This is a genomic window from Coleofasciculus chthonoplastes PCC 7420, assembly GCF_000155555.1.
Classification (GTDB): domain Bacteria; phylum Cyanobacteriota; class Cyanobacteriia; order Cyanobacteriales; family Coleofasciculaceae; genus Coleofasciculus; species Coleofasciculus chthonoplastes_A.
In genome coordinates, this window is sequence record NZ_DS989884.1 from 1 (window position 1) to 14,294 (window position 14,294).

Annotated in this window: 15 protein-coding genes and 1 pseudogene; 11 read left to right on the forward strand and 5 right to left on the reverse strand. The window is 45.5% G+C overall.

The annotated features are described in order from the left end of the window. Window positions 1–301: pseudogene (locus MC7420_RS34075) on the reverse strand (photosystem II D2 protein (photosystem q(a) protein)); the annotation flags it as partial. Between the two features lie 187 nt (window positions 302–488). Continuing rightward, a complete protein-coding gene (locus tag MC7420_RS43685; protein ID WP_006106531.1) occupies window positions 489–620 on the reverse strand; it encodes a hypothetical protein in 132 nt (43 codons plus the stop codon). Window positions 621–687: 67 nt separating this feature from the next. Between MC7420_RS43685 and MC7420_RS34080 the strand changes: the two genes are divergently transcribed. The 4 genes from MC7420_RS34080 to MC7420_RS34095 all read left to right on the forward strand — a co-directional run bounded on the left by MC7420_RS34080 (window position 688) and on the right by MC7420_RS34095 (window position 4,507). After that, window positions 688–963, forward strand: coding sequence for a hypothetical protein (locus MC7420_RS34080; RefSeq protein WP_006106524.1), 276 nt, complete (start codon window positions 688–690; stop codon window positions 961–963). An 11-nt stretch (window positions 964–974) separates the two neighbouring features. Then, the gene (locus MC7420_RS34085; protein ID WP_006106537.1) at window positions 975–1,652 is read left to right on the forward strand and encodes an energy-coupling factor ABC transporter ATP-binding protein; all 678 of its coding nucleotides are present in this window, start codon (window positions 975–977) and stop codon (window positions 1,650–1,652) included. 59 nt (window positions 1,653–1,711) lie between these two features. Beyond that, window positions 1,712–2,260 carry an NYN domain-containing protein gene (locus tag MC7420_RS34090; protein WP_006106532.1) on the forward strand — a complete coding sequence of 183 codons (549 nt, stop codon included), beginning with the start codon at window positions 1,712–1,714 and terminating at the stop codon, window positions 2,258–2,260. A 117-nt stretch (window positions 2,261–2,377) separates the two neighbouring features. After that, window positions 2,378–4,507, forward strand: a complete 2,130-nt coding sequence (locus MC7420_RS34095) for a putative bifunctional diguanylate cyclase/phosphodiesterase (RefSeq protein WP_006106526.1) — start codon at window positions 2,378–2,380, stop codon at window positions 4,505–4,507. A gap of 218 nt (window positions 4,508–4,725) precedes the next feature. Here the strand turns inward: MC7420_RS34095 and MC7420_RS34100 are convergent, their stop codons facing one another. Beyond that, window positions 4,726–5,301, reverse strand: a complete 576-nt coding sequence (locus MC7420_RS34100) for a 3'-5' exonuclease (RefSeq protein ID WP_006106547.1) — start codon at window positions 5,299–5,301, stop codon at window positions 4,726–4,728. A gap of 205 nt (window positions 5,302–5,506) precedes the next feature. On the opposite strand from MC7420_RS34100, the gene MC7420_RS34105 reads away from it, so the two are divergent. After that, on the forward strand, window positions 5,507–6,805 hold the full coding sequence (locus MC7420_RS34105; RefSeq protein WP_006106536.1) for a M16 family metallopeptidase: 1,299 nt from the start codon (window positions 5,507–5,509) through the stop codon (window positions 6,803–6,805). 128 nt (window positions 6,806–6,933) lie between these two features. Then, window positions 6,934–8,214, forward strand: a complete 1,281-nt coding sequence (locus tag MC7420_RS34110; RefSeq protein WP_006106512.1) for a M16 family metallopeptidase — start codon at window positions 6,934–6,936, stop codon at window positions 8,212–8,214. A gap of 52 nt (window positions 8,215–8,266) precedes the next feature. Here MC7420_RS34110 and MC7420_RS34115 read toward each other — a convergent pair whose 3' ends face one another. Next, the gene (locus MC7420_RS34115; RefSeq protein ID WP_006106518.1) at window positions 8,267–9,175 is read right to left on the reverse strand and encodes an ATP adenylyltransferase family protein; all 909 of its coding nucleotides are present in this window, start codon (window positions 9,173–9,175) and stop codon (window positions 8,267–8,269) included. Between the two features lie 192 nt (window positions 9,176–9,367). Then, window positions 9,368–10,030, reverse strand: a complete 663-nt coding sequence (locus MC7420_RS34120) for a Uma2 family endonuclease (protein WP_006106530.1) — start codon at window positions 10,028–10,030, stop codon at window positions 9,368–9,370. Window positions 10,031–10,318: 288 nt separating this feature from the next. On the opposite strand from MC7420_RS34120, the gene MC7420_RS34125 reads away from it, so the two are divergent. The 5 genes from MC7420_RS34125 (at window position 10,319) to MC7420_RS34145 (ending at window position 14,221) form a co-directional block, all read left to right on the forward strand. Continuing rightward, window positions 10,319–10,762, forward strand: coding sequence for a retroviral-like aspartic protease family protein (locus tag MC7420_RS34125; protein ID WP_044211334.1), 444 nt, complete (start codon window positions 10,319–10,321; stop codon window positions 10,760–10,762). Between the two features lie 78 nt (window positions 10,763–10,840). Continuing rightward, complete coding sequence (locus MC7420_RS34130; protein WP_006106521.1) at window positions 10,841–11,506, forward strand: thiamine phosphate synthase; 666 nt, start codon at window positions 10,841–10,843, stop codon at window positions 11,504–11,506. Between the two features lie 126 nt (window positions 11,507–11,632). Further along, window positions 11,633–12,424: a dienelactone hydrolase family protein gene (locus MC7420_RS34135; RefSeq protein WP_006106539.1), complete on the forward strand. Its 792-nt coding sequence runs from the start codon at window positions 11,633–11,635 to the stop codon at window positions 12,422–12,424. A gap of 260 nt (window positions 12,425–12,684) precedes the next feature. Beyond that, window positions 12,685–13,338: an S-layer homology domain-containing protein gene (locus MC7420_RS34140; RefSeq protein WP_044211325.1), complete on the forward strand. Its 654-nt coding sequence runs from the start codon at window positions 12,685–12,687 to the stop codon at window positions 13,336–13,338. A gap of 232 nt (window positions 13,339–13,570) precedes the next feature. After that, entirely contained in the window at window positions 13,571–14,221 is a 651-nt protein-coding gene (locus MC7420_RS34145; protein WP_006106515.1) for a hypothetical protein, read from the forward strand. The last annotated feature ends 73 nt before the right edge of the window (window positions 14,222–14,294 follow it).

The following is a 14,294-nucleotide window of genomic DNA, read 5'->3' on the forward strand; positions in this document are numbered from 1 at the left end:
AGTCGCCTTGGGCTTCAGGTCCCCACAGTAACAGTAGGGAATGACCGAAGGTATCGGCGGGAGTGGAAACCGCCACAGTCAGGAAGTTACAGCCTTCCAAGTAGGAAGAGGCTAAACCGTGGGTATACCAAGATGTCACAAAAGTTGTACCCGTCAGCCAAGCTCCAACCGCCAAGTAGGCGCAAGGGAGCAGGAGTAGACCTGACCAACCGATGAATACAAAGCGATCGCGCTTTAGCCAGTCATCGAGTGCGTCAAACCATCCTCTTTGGCTGGGAGCGCGTCCGACAGCTATTGTCATAACGTGTAGATCTCCAAGAATTTATAAGTACGAAAGAAAAGCCATCTTACTCGGTCAACCGACTCAGGCTGTGCCTAAGCAGATAATTGACCCGATTGTGAGTAAAGTTTACTTTTCTTTACGGTCTTGAACTTATCTTAAAAGAAATTTTCAAATTTTGCCACTGTTATTCGTCATTCGTCATTTGTCATTTGTCATTCGTCATTCGTCCTTCCCCAGCTCCCCCAGCTTCCCCAGCTCCCCCAGCTCCCCCAGCTCCCCCAGCTCCCTCTGCTCCCCCAGCTCCCCCAGCTCCCCCAGCTCCTCCACCCCTCCGCACCCCAGCTCCCTCATCTGTGCCAACTCCCGTCTAAGATAAGAGGGAGAGTATCGCGCTTGAGAGTAGCATGTTCACGATTGACTTGACTTTGAAAAACACGCCCTTCCCCTTATCCGTGCAACGGAAGTCAGCAGAAGCGGCGGAAGAAACTTACCAGGAAATTATGAAAGCAATGAGTTCGGGTAAACCTGAGTTCATGGAACTGACGTGTGAACACCAGTCCGATAAGAAAATTGGCGTTCTCACCAATGAGATCAGTGCGGTGATGATTTCTCAGAAATCTGGTGCTGTGGGGGCAGGGCGTACACCCGGTTTCTTTGCCTTAGCTGAAGAACAACAGTAATCACCAACGTCATGGTTCAAACCGCAATTACGGTACAGGATCTATGCTTCAGTTGGTCTAGTGGAGCATCGGTTTTAGACGCTTGCTCTCTAGAAGTTCCCAAGGGTGAGTTTTGGATGCTCTTGGGGACAAATGGCAGTGGTAAATCAACATTGTTGCGGTTGCTAGCTGGATTATTGTCACCTGATTCGGGTGAGATACAGATTTCGGGACTCATTGGATTTGTCTTCCAAAATCCTGACCATCAGCTGGTTATGCCGACAGTCGGTGCAGATGTGGCGTTTGGATTGGTGGAGGAGAAACTTTCGATCGCCCAAGTTCGCGCCCGAGTCACCGAAGCCTTAGCCGCTGTCAATTTGCTGGATTTACAACGACGCCCGATTTACGCTCTGAGTGGGGGACAAAAGCAGCGTATTGCTATTGCGGGTGCGATCGCGCGTCAGTCTGAGATCCTTTTATTGGATGAGCCAACAGCTTTGCTTGATCCCGATACTCAGTTAGATCTGGTGGCTCAAGTTCAGCGCTTGGTCAAAAGTCGTGGGTTAACCGCCCTTTGGGTGACTCATCGGTTGGAAGAGTTGAATTACTGTGACGGCGCATTTTTGCTGGAAAATGGGCGGGTGGTAGCACAGGGAGAACCGGAGCGACTCAAGCAACGGCTTCTAGGTGAGACAAAACTGTCATCATAAATTAATATAAAGAGGAGATTGAGAAAAATTAACAAAAAATATTAAATTAACCTTGAAAAATGCCCTCTCCCCCACCCCAGGTTACTTTACTGGTTGATGGTTATAACATCATCGGCACCGAGTCGAGTTTGACCAAGATGCGCGATCGCCATGGACTATTGGCAGCGCGGCAAGAATTAGTTGAGGTTTTAATTAACTATAGTGCCTTTCGCGGTTATAAAACTAAAGTCGTCTTTGACGCTCACTATCAACCGACTGGAACGCGCCACGAAGATATAACCCCCCATGTATCCATCTGCTATACAGATTTTGGTCAGACCGCCGATAGCTACATCGAAAAATTTTGTGCGGCTGTTCGCAGTAAACCGAAGCTGTTCAAGCAACGATTAATCGTCGCAACTTCAGATCGGGCGCAGCAGCTAACCGTTACTGGGTATGGGGCAGAATGGATGTCCTCGCAACAGTTAATTAGCGATGTTCATTGCACAAGTCGTCGAGTCCGCCGCCGACAACGATCGCCCAAACAATCTCGCGGTCGTTTTTTAATGCATTCCCTTGACAAATCGGCACAACAACGGTTATCTCAATGGCGTCAGGGTATTCGCTGATACAGGGAAACGTCGCTCCCTCTTGAATTATTAACAAATCAATGTAGCTATTCAGAGGCTGTCTCGAAAAAGGTTGTTTGGGACGCCGATAGAACTCATTGGCACAAACAATTAGGCATGAACATTACTCAAGATAATGGAATAGAACCCAAGTCGCAAAAAAGACACCAGCTCATCCCGGCTATTCTCAATTCTCTAGACGAGGTCGTTTGGTCAGCGTCAGCCCAAACTTATAAGCTACTGTATATTAATCAAGCTGCCGAGACCATTTTGGGCAGAACCCTTTGTGAACTGTATGATCAGCCAACTCTATGGGAGTTGATGATTCATCCCGATGATCGCCAGCGAGTTCAGCAGCAGTTTCAGAGTTTAGGAGAAAGCGGTAATCAAGCCGTAGAATACAGAATTGTCCGACCTGATGGGGAGGTGCGCTGGATACACAATCGCGTTTGTGCGATCGCGGATGAGACAGGTACTGTGATTCGGATTGATGGGATTGCCAGGGATATCACCCAACGCAAACAAGCCGAAGTCCAACTCTGTCCCGAAAATGACCTACTCCAGGGCATCATGCAAACCAGTATAGCGGCGATTACCGTCGTTGATACTCAAGGTAACATCATCTTTGCCAACGCGCGATCGCAGCAAGTCCTCGGTTTGACTCAATCCGAATTAGTAGAACGTCGATACAACTGTCCTACTTGGCAGATTACTGATTTTCAAGGCGGACCCTTTCCAGAGGAACAACTACCATTCCAACAGGTGATGGTAACAGGTCAACCCGTTTTCGATGTCCAGCACGCGATTGAATGGGCGGATGGAACCCGTAAATACCTTTCGGTTAATGGCGCTCCCTTAAAAGATGCCGACGGAGTTATCACCCATATTGTTTTCTCGGTTACTGATATTAGTCACCACAAACACGTCGAAGAACAGTTATGCCACGATGCTTTACATGATAACTTAACCAGGTTACCGAATCGGACTCTATTTATGGAGCGGGTTAACCATGCAATTAAATTAGCCAAACGGAATCAGGATTATTTATTTGCGGTTCTGTTCCTGGATTTGGATCGCTTTAAAGTAGTGAATGATAGCTTGGGGCATGATGTCGGGGATCAACTCCTAACTGCCACCGCCCGTCAGCTAGAAAAGTGTGTACGAACCACTGACACCGTTGCCCATTTAAGTGGCGATGAATTTACGATTCTCCTAGAAGATATCAAAGATATAAAAGATGCTACTCGTGTAGCTGAGCGGATTCAGGCAACCTTAAAAGCCCCCTTTAACCTGAATAATCATGAAGTGTTTACGAGTGCTAGTATTGGCATTGCTCTCAGTTCCACAGGATATGAGCGCAGCGAAGATATCTTGCGGGATGCTGATATTGCCATGTATCGGGCAAAAGAACTCGGCAAAGCCCGTCACGAAATCTTTGATAAAATTATGCATGCTCGCGCCCTAGAATTGTTGAGATTGGAAAATGATTTGCGACGAGCATTGGAACGGCAGGAATTTGAAGTTTATTATCAACCGATCACGTCATTAGTAACAGGGATGCTAACCGGATTTGAAGCACTGGTGCGTTGGCGACATCCAGAACTTGGTTTAGTCTCTCCAGCAGAGTTTATCCCAGTTGCTGAAGATACTGGACTGATTATTCCTCTGGGAGAGTGGGTACTTCATGAAGCTTGTCGTCAACTGCGGATGTGGCACACCCAATTCCCTACACCAGAGCCATTGAAAATGAGTGTCAATTTATCGGGCAAACAGATTAAGGAGCCGGATCTAATTGAGCAAATTGATCATATTTTAGCAGAAACAGGTTTAGATGGCAGTTTTTTAAAGCTAGAAATTACTGAAAGTATCTTAATGGAAAATGCTGAAACTGTCACCAAGATGCTGCTACAATTGAGAGCCAGAAATATCCAGTTGTCAGTGGATGACTTTGGCACAGGATATTCATCCTTAAGTTACTTACATCGCTTTCCCGTGAACACTCTCAAAATTGATCGTTCTTTTGTTAGCAAGATGAATCCGAAAAATCGCAATACTGAGATTATCCGAACGATTATTACTCTCGCTCATAGTTTAAGAATGGATGTGATTGCTGAAGGTGTAGAAACTCTCGAACAATTGACTGAATTAAAACTATTAAACTGTGAACAAGGACAAGGGTATTTATTTTCTAAACCGTTAACTAAGTGTGCCGCCGGACTTTTATTAGGCGGAATTCCTCAGTGGTAAGTTGTGGAATAGATTTTACAATTAAAAACATTGACAGACCCCTGCTTTTGTCTTCGTGTAAGGGTGACCTACTTGCACAAATCAACAACTATAGCAACCGCCATAGCGGTTAGGACACATCATTTATGTAGAGACGCGCCATGGCGCGTCTCTACAATGGTGCCGAAAGTCCTAGTCGATGTGTCTACTGCTATACTTATTCAGCCAGCCCTATTCTCTTAATCTAAATAGCGGTTGAATCTCCTGTCCTGATTCCACAGTAATTGAGACAAAATTCGCCCAATATTCGCTGCATCATCAACGCCGCGATGGTGTGTACCTTGCAACGACAGCTTGAGCAAAAACAGGGCTTTTAACATACCAACTTCCTTCTGTAACGAATAAGCCAGAGCAAACCATGTCTTCACATTGATATGGCGCGAGTCAAACGGATACTCAACGCCAAAGGATTGACATTGTTTTTGAAATTGATTTTTATCATACTCCCCATAACTTGCCCAAACTCGTTGATGGGATAAATACCGTTTTTGGAGACGTTCACAGGCTTGAGCAAAGGACATGCCTTGATCCACTTGTTCCTGGGTTAATGTGGTTAACTCCGTACAAAACTCACTTACCGTTGAGCGTTCAGGTTTAACCAACATACTCTCTGTCTTAACAGCGGAATGGGAATGGCAATCCAGCAGACAAACCCCAATTTCGATAATTTCGCTTTCTTGTCCCGGTGGCGGTTTTCCTTGCCAGCACGTCGCTTCGACATCAATAACCAGAATTTGGTCGATTTTTCTAGACATAGTTCTGCTGCTTCTCAGATTCCCTAACCAGGGCGGGTTGAGTAAAGTTAAAGGTTGTCTCCAAAGCGTTATCAGTCAAACCCGCCCCTACAACCTGGCTTACTTTGCTTTATTATGTATGGTTTAAGCAAATTTCATCATAAACGCCCTCAGACGCTAAGATGGGACTAATTTAACTTAACCGACATTTGAGATTTTAGAGAAATTGCTATCTGAGCCACTGATTTCTACCAAATTTCCGGGTGATATATTCAAACTCGCCAATGGGTTAACTGTCATTCACCAGCATTTACCCGCAACACCTGTCGTTGTGGTTGATGTCTGGGTGAGGGCTGGGGCAATTGTCGAACCCGATGAATGGTGCGGGATGGCTCATTTTTTGGAACACATGATTTTCAAAGGGACACAGCGACTGGTTCCCGGTGCATTTGATCAGGTGATTGAACGTCATGGAGGGCTGACAAATGCGGCGACTAGCCACGATTATGCCCATTTCTTCATTACCACCGCCGCTCAATACCTTGACGAAACCTTACCCCCATTAGCGGACTTACTGTTATCGCCAGCGATTCCTGACATCGAATTTGATCGCGAACGAGATGTGGTTCTAGAAGAAATTCGCTCCTGTTACGACAATCCTGACTGGTTAGGTTTTCAGGCACTCTCAGAAATAATATACCAATATCACCCCTATAGGCGCTCGGTTTTGGGTAGCGAAGAACAATTGAGGGCGCACACGTCTGAGCAGATGCGCCGTTTCCACGGGAGTCACTACCAACCGGAGAATATGACAGTGGTGATTATTGGTGGGGTAGAACAAGAATCAGCGCTAAATTTAGTCAATCAGTCTTTTACCTCGTTTGCCACTCCTGGTGATTGTCCCCACTTAACCGCCGAAGCCGAACCCCCGATGACTGAGATTCGGCGTCAGGAACTGTATTTACCCCGAATTGAACAAGCCCGTCTATTTATGGCTTGGGTGGGACCCGGTGTGGATCAGTTAAAAGATGCTTATGGTTTAGATTTACTTTCGGTATTATTAGCCGATGGACGCTCGTCCCGGTTAGTGAGACAATTACGTGAGCAAGATCGGCTGGTTCAAGATATTGGCAGTGGTTTTTCACTCCAGCGGGATTCTAGCTTGTTTACGATCAATGCCTATCTTGAGCCTGAGAATTTAGAGCAAGTCGAAGCGTTGATTTGTCAGCATTTACTAGGACTACAGCAGAAACCTATATCCTCTGAAGAAATGCGTCGCTGTCAGCGATTATTGTGTAATGACTATGTTTTCTCTACCGAAGCTGCTGGTCAAATCGCTGGATTGTATGGATATTACAACACGATCGCATCCGCAGAATTAGCCGTAACGTATCCCGCTCAAATTCAACGACTGACTCCCGTAGACTTGATGCACTTAGCGCAGCGTTATCTTTCTCCTTATCATTATGCCGTAACTGTTCTAAAACCCGTGAGTGAAGATTTGCTGATGGGAGAATTATTTTGAGAGACGCGCCATGGCGCGTCTCTACATGGTGCGTCTGTAGGGGCGGGTTTGACGACTATCGTTTCTTATCCTTACCCGGATGCAACTAAACCCACCCCGACCAAATTTTGAACTTTAAATTATCAATTATGCCTTCTAGTCTAACTGCCTCACCCCAACAGTCCATTATCCATCGCACGGTTTTAGATAATGGTATTGTCGTTATCGCTATCGAGAATTCAGCCGCTGATATTATTGCCTCTCGCCTATTTTTTCGCACGGGTAGCCAACGAGAACCACGAGATAAGGCAGGATTAACCCATCTCCTAGCGGCTGTTTTGACCAAAGGAACCCAAGACCTGACCTCAATTGAAATCGCCGAACGAGTCGAATCAGTCGGCGCTCAACTGAATACAGATGCCGCCACGGATTACTTTTTATTATCGCTGAAAACGGTATCCTCCGACTGGCTAGATATGTTAAAGCTAGCGGGGCAGATTTTGCGATCGCCTAGTTTCCCGGAAACTGAGGTAGAATTGGAACGCTATCTAACGATTCAGGATATTCGTTCCCAAAAAGAACAACCCTTTAGCGTTGCTTTTGAGCAGTTGCGACAGGCATTATATCAGGATCACCCCTATGCTGTCTCTGTATTGGGTACAGAAGCCACGGTTTCTGAATTGTTACCGACAGATTTAAAAGAGTATCATCAAACCTATTTCCGCCCGGATAACCTAGTTATTAGTGTCGCTGGGCGAATTTCACCGGAAGCCGCCGTACAGCAGATTGAACAAGTCTTTGGAGATTGGCAACCCCCCTCAACTCCCTTACCAACACTGACGTTACCCTTAATTACTCCTCAACCGTGCCACGTTGTCACCCCTCAGGAAACCCAACAATCGGTGGTAATGCTGGGGTATTTAGCCTCATCGGTTACTGATCCAGATTATGGGGCGCTAAAACTGCTGAATACCTATCTAGGGAATGGGCTTTCGAGTCGCTTATTTGTGGAATTGCGGGAAAAACGAGGGTTAGCGTATGATGTTTCGGCGTTTTACCCCACGCGCCAGTGTGATTCCCTATTTGTGACGTATATGGGAACCGCCCCAGAAAATACAGTAATCGCGATGGAGGGATTGCGGACAGAAGTAGAACGCCTTTGCAGCTTGAGGTTGAGTGAAGCGGAATTGCAAGCGGCTAAAAATAAACTTCTGGGTCAATATGCTTTAGGGAAACAAACCAATGCTCAACTTGCCCAGATTTATGGCTGGTATGAAACCCTAGGATTGGGCATTGAGTTTGATCTGAAGTTTCAGCAGCAGATTGCCCGAGTGACGCCAGAGATGGCACAAGCGGCGGCACAGCGTTTCTTTGGGGAACCTTATATTTCTTTAGTCGGTCCGACTGAAGCGATTAACCAGATTGTTTGAGATCTGATATTGAGATCCCCGACTTCGTAGGAGTTGTCGGGGATCGGTACTATTAATTCGATACATGTTTGAGGATAGTCAGAGGACCGACGTCTTTGAGACTCTGCATTTGCTGGGAATTGCGAACCAGCAGCGCCCCCGCAAAGCCAAGTGAATTGACGGAGATGGATTCAAACTCTTCTTGCGATCGCGGCACAAGCAGCATCCATTCTCGTGTGGCTAGCAGGTTGTAGGGGGCGGATTGTTTGATGCCCTCGTATGGCTTACCCACTGCTTCTAGAAGTCTGTGATAAGCGTCCAGAGTGGCTTTAGCGGCAATGTCTGGGGAGTCTATCCAACTGGGATCGAATCGGGTTAGGGCATGAACAAAGGGAAAACTGGGTATTGTACCTATTGAACCCTGGAAATTAGCCGATGCGATCGCGGGTTCGATGGGTAGCTTGGGTTTCTCTGGGGTGAGGGGTAAAGGAACAAGCTGTAAATGTTTGTGTCGCTGACTTGCACCCGCTATTTTGCCGCCGTTATAGAAGGCTAAACCATCAATTTCCGCTAAACCTGTCCACATTGCCTGAAAATCGGATAAGGTGAGCCAATTATCTTGATCTTCATACTCTCGTGTGACGATCAGGAGGTGATAATCAACCACATTGAACTTATTTAACAGACACAGGTGAGTATCGGAAATATCAGCCACGAATAAATCTTCCTCGTAAGGGAGAAAGGGGTTAAAGTCAGCTTTTTTCTTCTGCTGCTGCTTCTTGGCTTTGGCTTTGCGATCCAGGTTAGAGACAATCCGCACCAGAAAGCGAATCCCATCCTGTTCGACAAACTCATACTCAGTTGCGATGGGTTGCAGTGCGCCGCATTGGAGGGCGTGTTCGGTTGTCTTTTGAACCGTTGACCATAATGTACCCGGTTTTAGGGTGAGTGTTTTCGGTTCAGTGGGTTTTTCTTCGGGCATAGTCAATTGTTATATCAGTCGTATGCGAATCCAATCTAGACGATCTGATGAATTTTGCCCAGAAATCGAGCGTTTCACCATCACAAACTGTAATCAGTAATCAGCCATACTTTAGAGAGAGATCCCCGACTTGTTGAAGAAGTCGGGGATCTAAAAGTCGGAGATCTAGAAATCGGGGATCTGGTACATTAACTAATCGCCATAGGAGATTTGAGAATTGAGATTTCGGATTTGCTTACGAAAGGCTCGTAGGGCAGGACTTCTACCAATCGTGCTACTTTGGGTGAGAACGTCTGCTACGAGGTCTAAAATCGGTAGTCCTGGGAATGTGGGACTGGTAGAAACTGACTGATATTGTCCTGATTGTAAGGTATAAATCTTCAGTTCGCCGCGATCGCACAGCCAAAGTTCTGGCACTGCTAAGCTAATGTAACTCTCCATCTGAGTTTTCGAGGTGACATCCACTTCAATAGCCAGATCGGGCGGTGGATCAACTGATAAATCGATGCGCTCTTTACCCACCATGACTTGATGATTTTGGATGTAGAAGCATTCATCTGGTTCAATGCCGTAACCCATCTCTTGACGTTTGAAGGTGGTTGAACCAAAGCATTCACAGTCTATTTCTAATTCTTCTAATATAATTTTGACTAGATCACCAATAATCGATTTTTCTCGCTCATGTTTGGGTAGTGGCATCCGGATTTCTAATGTTTTCTGGCTGTAGGCAATTCGAGCGGTGCGTTTTTCACCCAACTCGTTCAAGATTTGTTCAAATTCTGACCAATCGACATCATGGATCAGCAATCGTTGACCGGGGGGTACGTCGAGTTGTCGGAGTTGAAGCGTGACCATGATGCAAAATCTAAACCTCTATCTTCTAGTTTAAGTAGTCGGGGTCGATTATTTGAACAGCCGTCAAGAAAATACCCAAGTATTTCTGCCGTACTGTTTAGGGAGCGATCGCGCTTATAATTCAGATCATGGGGAAGCAGTATCAGACCAATGAGCAACCATCCAGATTTTGACCAATACGACTATCACGTTCTTCAAGAGCTAAGACGCAACCGCGAAGCCGGACGCATTACTTACTTGGCACAAGCCCTCAATTTCAACCAAAATCCTATCGTTTCATTTATAATTATGCAACCTACTACTAATAACTTAATGGGAAAAGTTAAAACGACCCTAGTTATCACTAATCGTATTGATCAAGCTAATGCCGAAGATGGTCTGATTCCTGCTGATCGAGTGCGCTCTATCACCTTAACTAACGTTTTAGTCGATACGGGAGCCACAACCTTGTGTCTGTCTAAATCTATCATTAATCAGTTAGGATTAAAACTCCTTAAAGAAATTGATGTCGCCACAGCTACAGGAATTGGCAAAGCGAGAATCTTTCAAGATGCCAAAATCTCTCTGTGTGGACGGGAGGGAACATTTGAATGTTTGGAACTTCCAGGAGGAAGTGATCCCTTACTAGGCGTTATCCCACTAGAAGCATTGGGAATTGAACTGGATTTGAAAAATCAAACCTTAAAACTCTTACCCATTAGCCCCACTGAAACGTATTTTACTATCCTTTAAGTCGGGCTGGCTGTACAACTCCAATATTTTCTGCTTTTTATCTCAGCATAAAACCTAATTGCCACAAAATGCTTGCTAATGATTAATAATTGTTCTGCTCTATCATTCGAGCTTTTACTCATCACTGACAAAGCCGCTTGTCATCGGGCGGGTCGAACTGTAGAGCAAACTCTAACAAGTATCCTCAACGACATTAATTCTCGGTGTGTTGCTATACTTGTCCGTGATAAAAAAGCGACAATTTCAGAGATTGCTACTCTAATTAGTAACTTGAAGCCGTTAACTGACTCGACGGGTGTATTGTTGCTCGTACACAGTTATCCTCAATTAGCATTAGAATACAATCTGGCGGGAGTTCATCTATCATCAACGACAGCTATTGCACCTGTACGTCAACAACTTCCACCTGAGATGCTTATAGGAGTCTCGCGTCATGGAACCGACGCACTGGATCAGGATGATATTGGTTTGGCTAACTATGCTACGATTAGTCCAGTATACTCACCTTTGTCAAAACCAGATGATCAGCGCAACACATTGGGCTTACAGGGGTTGAGAGATAGCGTTAAGCGCAGTTATCGCCCATTAGTCGCCCTCGGTGGAATTGAACCAGGGCGAGTGAGTGACGCGATCGCACAAGGGGCAAAAGCCGTTGCTGTCATTGGTGCGGTGATGGGGGCAGAAAATCCTGCTAGTGTGGTTCAATTATTACTCGATAAGGATACTCATCGGGCGGCAAAATAAAGAGTTAGAGGATTGAATTTTTACAGACATTCCGCCGCAACGTATCTACGGATTTGAACCACTAACGGCTAGTTCCGAATCTTATTCAGATGATATATCCTAACTAAGTAACTCACCCTAACGGCTATGAAACCTCTACTCACCTCGCTGATCGTCGCTCCACTATTTACTCTCTTGAGTTCAGCCATTGCTCTAGCTGAAGTCCGCACTCAAGTGATTGAATACCAACAGGGTGATACTATACTCCAAGGCTTTCTGGCTTACGATGACGAGATTCAGGGAAAGCGCCCTGGCGTGATGGTGGTTCACGCTTGGAAAGGATTGGGAGATTACGAGAAGCAACGGGCAAAACAGCTTGCTGAATTAGGGTATGTGGCATTTGCCGCTGATATTTATGGTAAGGGAATTCGACCCAAAACTAATGAAGAAGCCAGAGAACAAGCGACGATTTATCGATCCAATCGCCAATTAATGCGCGATCGCGCCCAGGCTGGATTACAAGTGTTGCAACAATATCCGTTGACGGATGGAAATCAAGTTGCCGCGATCGGCTATTGTTTTGGGGGCGGTACAGTATTGGAATTAGCCCGCAGTGGTGCGCCAGTGGCTGGGGTTGTTAGCTTCCATGGTAATTTAGATACACCCAATCCCGCAGATGCTCAAGCGATTAAAGGTAGAGTGCTGGTGTTGCATGGTGCAGCCGATCCTTTAGTTCCTGATGAGCAAGTTGACGCTTTTAAACGGGAAATGAATTATGCCAATGTAGACTGGCAAATGGTTATGTATGGTAATGCTGTTCACAGCTTTAGTGATCCGAATGCGGGGAATGATCCTTCAACGGGAGTGGCTTACAATGAGAAGGCAGATAAGCGCTCTTGGGCGGCAATGAATCGGTTTTTTGCTGAATTATTTCGCTAGATTTTTCTTATGTCTTATGTCTTATGTCATTTGAACCGCCGGATATGATATCGCTGATCAAGATAACCTGACTGGATGAGAACATCCGCGATCGGTGCGTTTGTAGTAAGCGCTTTAGCGCTTATGGTACACTTCATGCAACTACGAACTTAGTGTAAGGAGGGTGCAGCGAATTAATCTGGTTGAAACTCGCTCGTTGCTGGTAACGTCAATGCTTCTGGAAAACATTGGCGTTGATCAAAGGATTGGTACTTTACACTATGCGTCGCATTTTTGGCATTCTACCTCTGGTATTTTTACTGCAAAGTCTTCCCGTTGTTGCCCAAGAGTCAACAACCCTTGACCCCGTTGAACAGGTTATCGCGGCTGGATGGATGACTCGCGATCGCGAGGGGGATTTTCAGGCACAACGAATCCTCAATCGGGCTGAATTAGCATCGATTTTAGTCAAAACCTTTGACTTAGAAAAACGAGTCTCCCAACCCGATGAACCTATTGCTGTTCTCGATGTGCCTACCTCTCACTGGGCATATCGCGATATTCAATTAGTCTGGCAAAATAATGTGATGACGGGTTACCGTCAGGGACGATTTTTTCCCAATCAACGGGTTACTCGCGCTGAAGCATTCTCTATTTTAGCTCAAGCCTATGGGGTGTTTCAGTTTCCAGAGGATACGGTGGCTGAACTGCTTTCGCGCTATCCCGATGCTGATCAAATACCAACTTGGGCAAGAAAGTCAATTGCCACGGCTCTGTATGAGGGGTTTGTTAATATCGATCCCCTGACTAATTCTATTGATCCTCTCGCCCCTATGACTCGTGGAGATATGGCTTATGCGTTGAGTAAATATCTGGAACGACAAGAAACCACTGCGCCGATTCCTTGGACGATTGAGGAACCTGCGCCTATGTAACAAAACGTCGCGGAAACACCTTTTGACCAAATGATTTGAGTATAGGGCGATCCGAGCCGATTGAACAGAGTCCAGTTGTTCATTTTGGCAAACGGATCGCCCTCCATTCCTCTATGATGGGAAAGATCCGGTTTGGTTGCAGGAATACTCTGAACCATGAACCATGAACAATGTACAATCTTTGTTATTGCTCAGCTATTTTTGAACCTAATTTAGGAGAAAGAGTTATCCCATGGATTCTCAACCCTCTAATGATAATATACACACTCATTTAGTTTCAGCCGTGGTTGAGGCTACACTCAACCAAGATCAACCCCGTCTTAATAAACTCCTGAAAACAGCGCTCTATGACATTCCTAGCGAACAACCGGAATCATTGCGAGCGCAAGTTGCCAGAAATTTCTTGATTCAAGTCGCTCAACGGTTAGAGGAATCCCTAGGAGCAAAGCATCATATTCTGGCTTGGTTTATGGTATATGTTGGGTTGGGAAACATACTACCAGAAGCAATTCAAGCGACGCAAATGGTTCTCAACGAAGGATTAAAACCGTTTGCCGATTTCTTTGTAGATCGTCAGGGGATTCATTTCTATAATCATGGCGATAAGGCGGACAATATTAATAAAATTCCGCCTCGCCTCTCTGAGTTTACCCAGATGACGGTGCGGATTTCTCAGGACGAAGTTCAACAGGTTATGGGGAAATTCAGTCTATCGGAAGAGAAAGCCCGACAAGTGGTCTTAAATTTGAAAATATTGGAGCAAAAAATGAATGTACAGTTTCAACAATTATTGACGGTTTTAGATTCTAATCAAGCTTTGCTGAATCAGGTAATGACATTGGATTTAAGTAAACCAGATAATCCCAATAGTTTTGGCATGTAACAATGATGCAGAAGGCATAAGAGTGTAAGCGTTCGGATATCTGCTCAATAAATACTGAATCAGGGGTTTAATC

Coding starts and splice junctions, on each gene's coding strand:
- MC7420_RS34080 (WP_006106524.1), top strand. CDS start 688: ATGTTCACGATTGACTTGACTTTGAAAAACACGCCCTTCCCCTTATCC.
- MC7420_RS34085 (WP_006106537.1), top strand. CDS start 975: ATGGTTCAAACCGCAATTACGGTACAGGATCTATGCTTCAGTTGGTCT.
- MC7420_RS34090 (WP_006106532.1), top strand. CDS start 1,712: ATGCCCTCTCCCCCACCCCAGGTTACTTTACTGGTTGATGGTTATAAC.
- MC7420_RS34095 (WP_006106526.1), top strand. CDS start 2,378: ATGAACATTACTCAAGATAATGGAATAGAACCCAAGTCGCAAAAAAGA.
- MC7420_RS34100 (WP_006106547.1), bottom strand. CDS start 5,301: ATGTCTAGAAAAATCGACCAAATTCTGGTTATTGATGTCGAAGCGACG.
- MC7420_RS34110 (WP_006106512.1), top strand. CDS start 6,934: ATGCCTTCTAGTCTAACTGCCTCACCCCAACAGTCCATTATCCATCGC.
- MC7420_RS34115 (WP_006106518.1), bottom strand. CDS start 9,175: ATGCCCGAAGAAAAACCCACTGAACCGAAAACACTCACCCTAAAACCG.
- MC7420_RS34120 (WP_006106530.1), bottom strand. CDS start 10,030: ATGGTCACGCTTCAACTCCGACAACTCGACGTACCCCCCGGTCAACGA.
- MC7420_RS34125 (WP_044211334.1), top strand. CDS start 10,319: ATGCAACCTACTACTAATAACTTAATGGGAAAAGTTAAAACGACCCTA.
- MC7420_RS34130 (WP_006106521.1), top strand. CDS start 10,841: ATGATTAATAATTGTTCTGCTCTATCATTCGAGCTTTTACTCATCACT.
- MC7420_RS34135 (WP_006106539.1), top strand. CDS start 11,633: ATGAAACCTCTACTCACCTCGCTGATCGTCGCTCCACTATTTACTCTC.
- MC7420_RS34140 (WP_044211325.1), top strand. CDS start 12,685: ATGCGTCGCATTTTTGGCATTCTACCTCTGGTATTTTTACTGCAAAGT.
- MC7420_RS34145 (WP_006106515.1), top strand. CDS start 13,571: ATGGATTCTCAACCCTCTAATGATAATATACACACTCATTTAGTTTCA.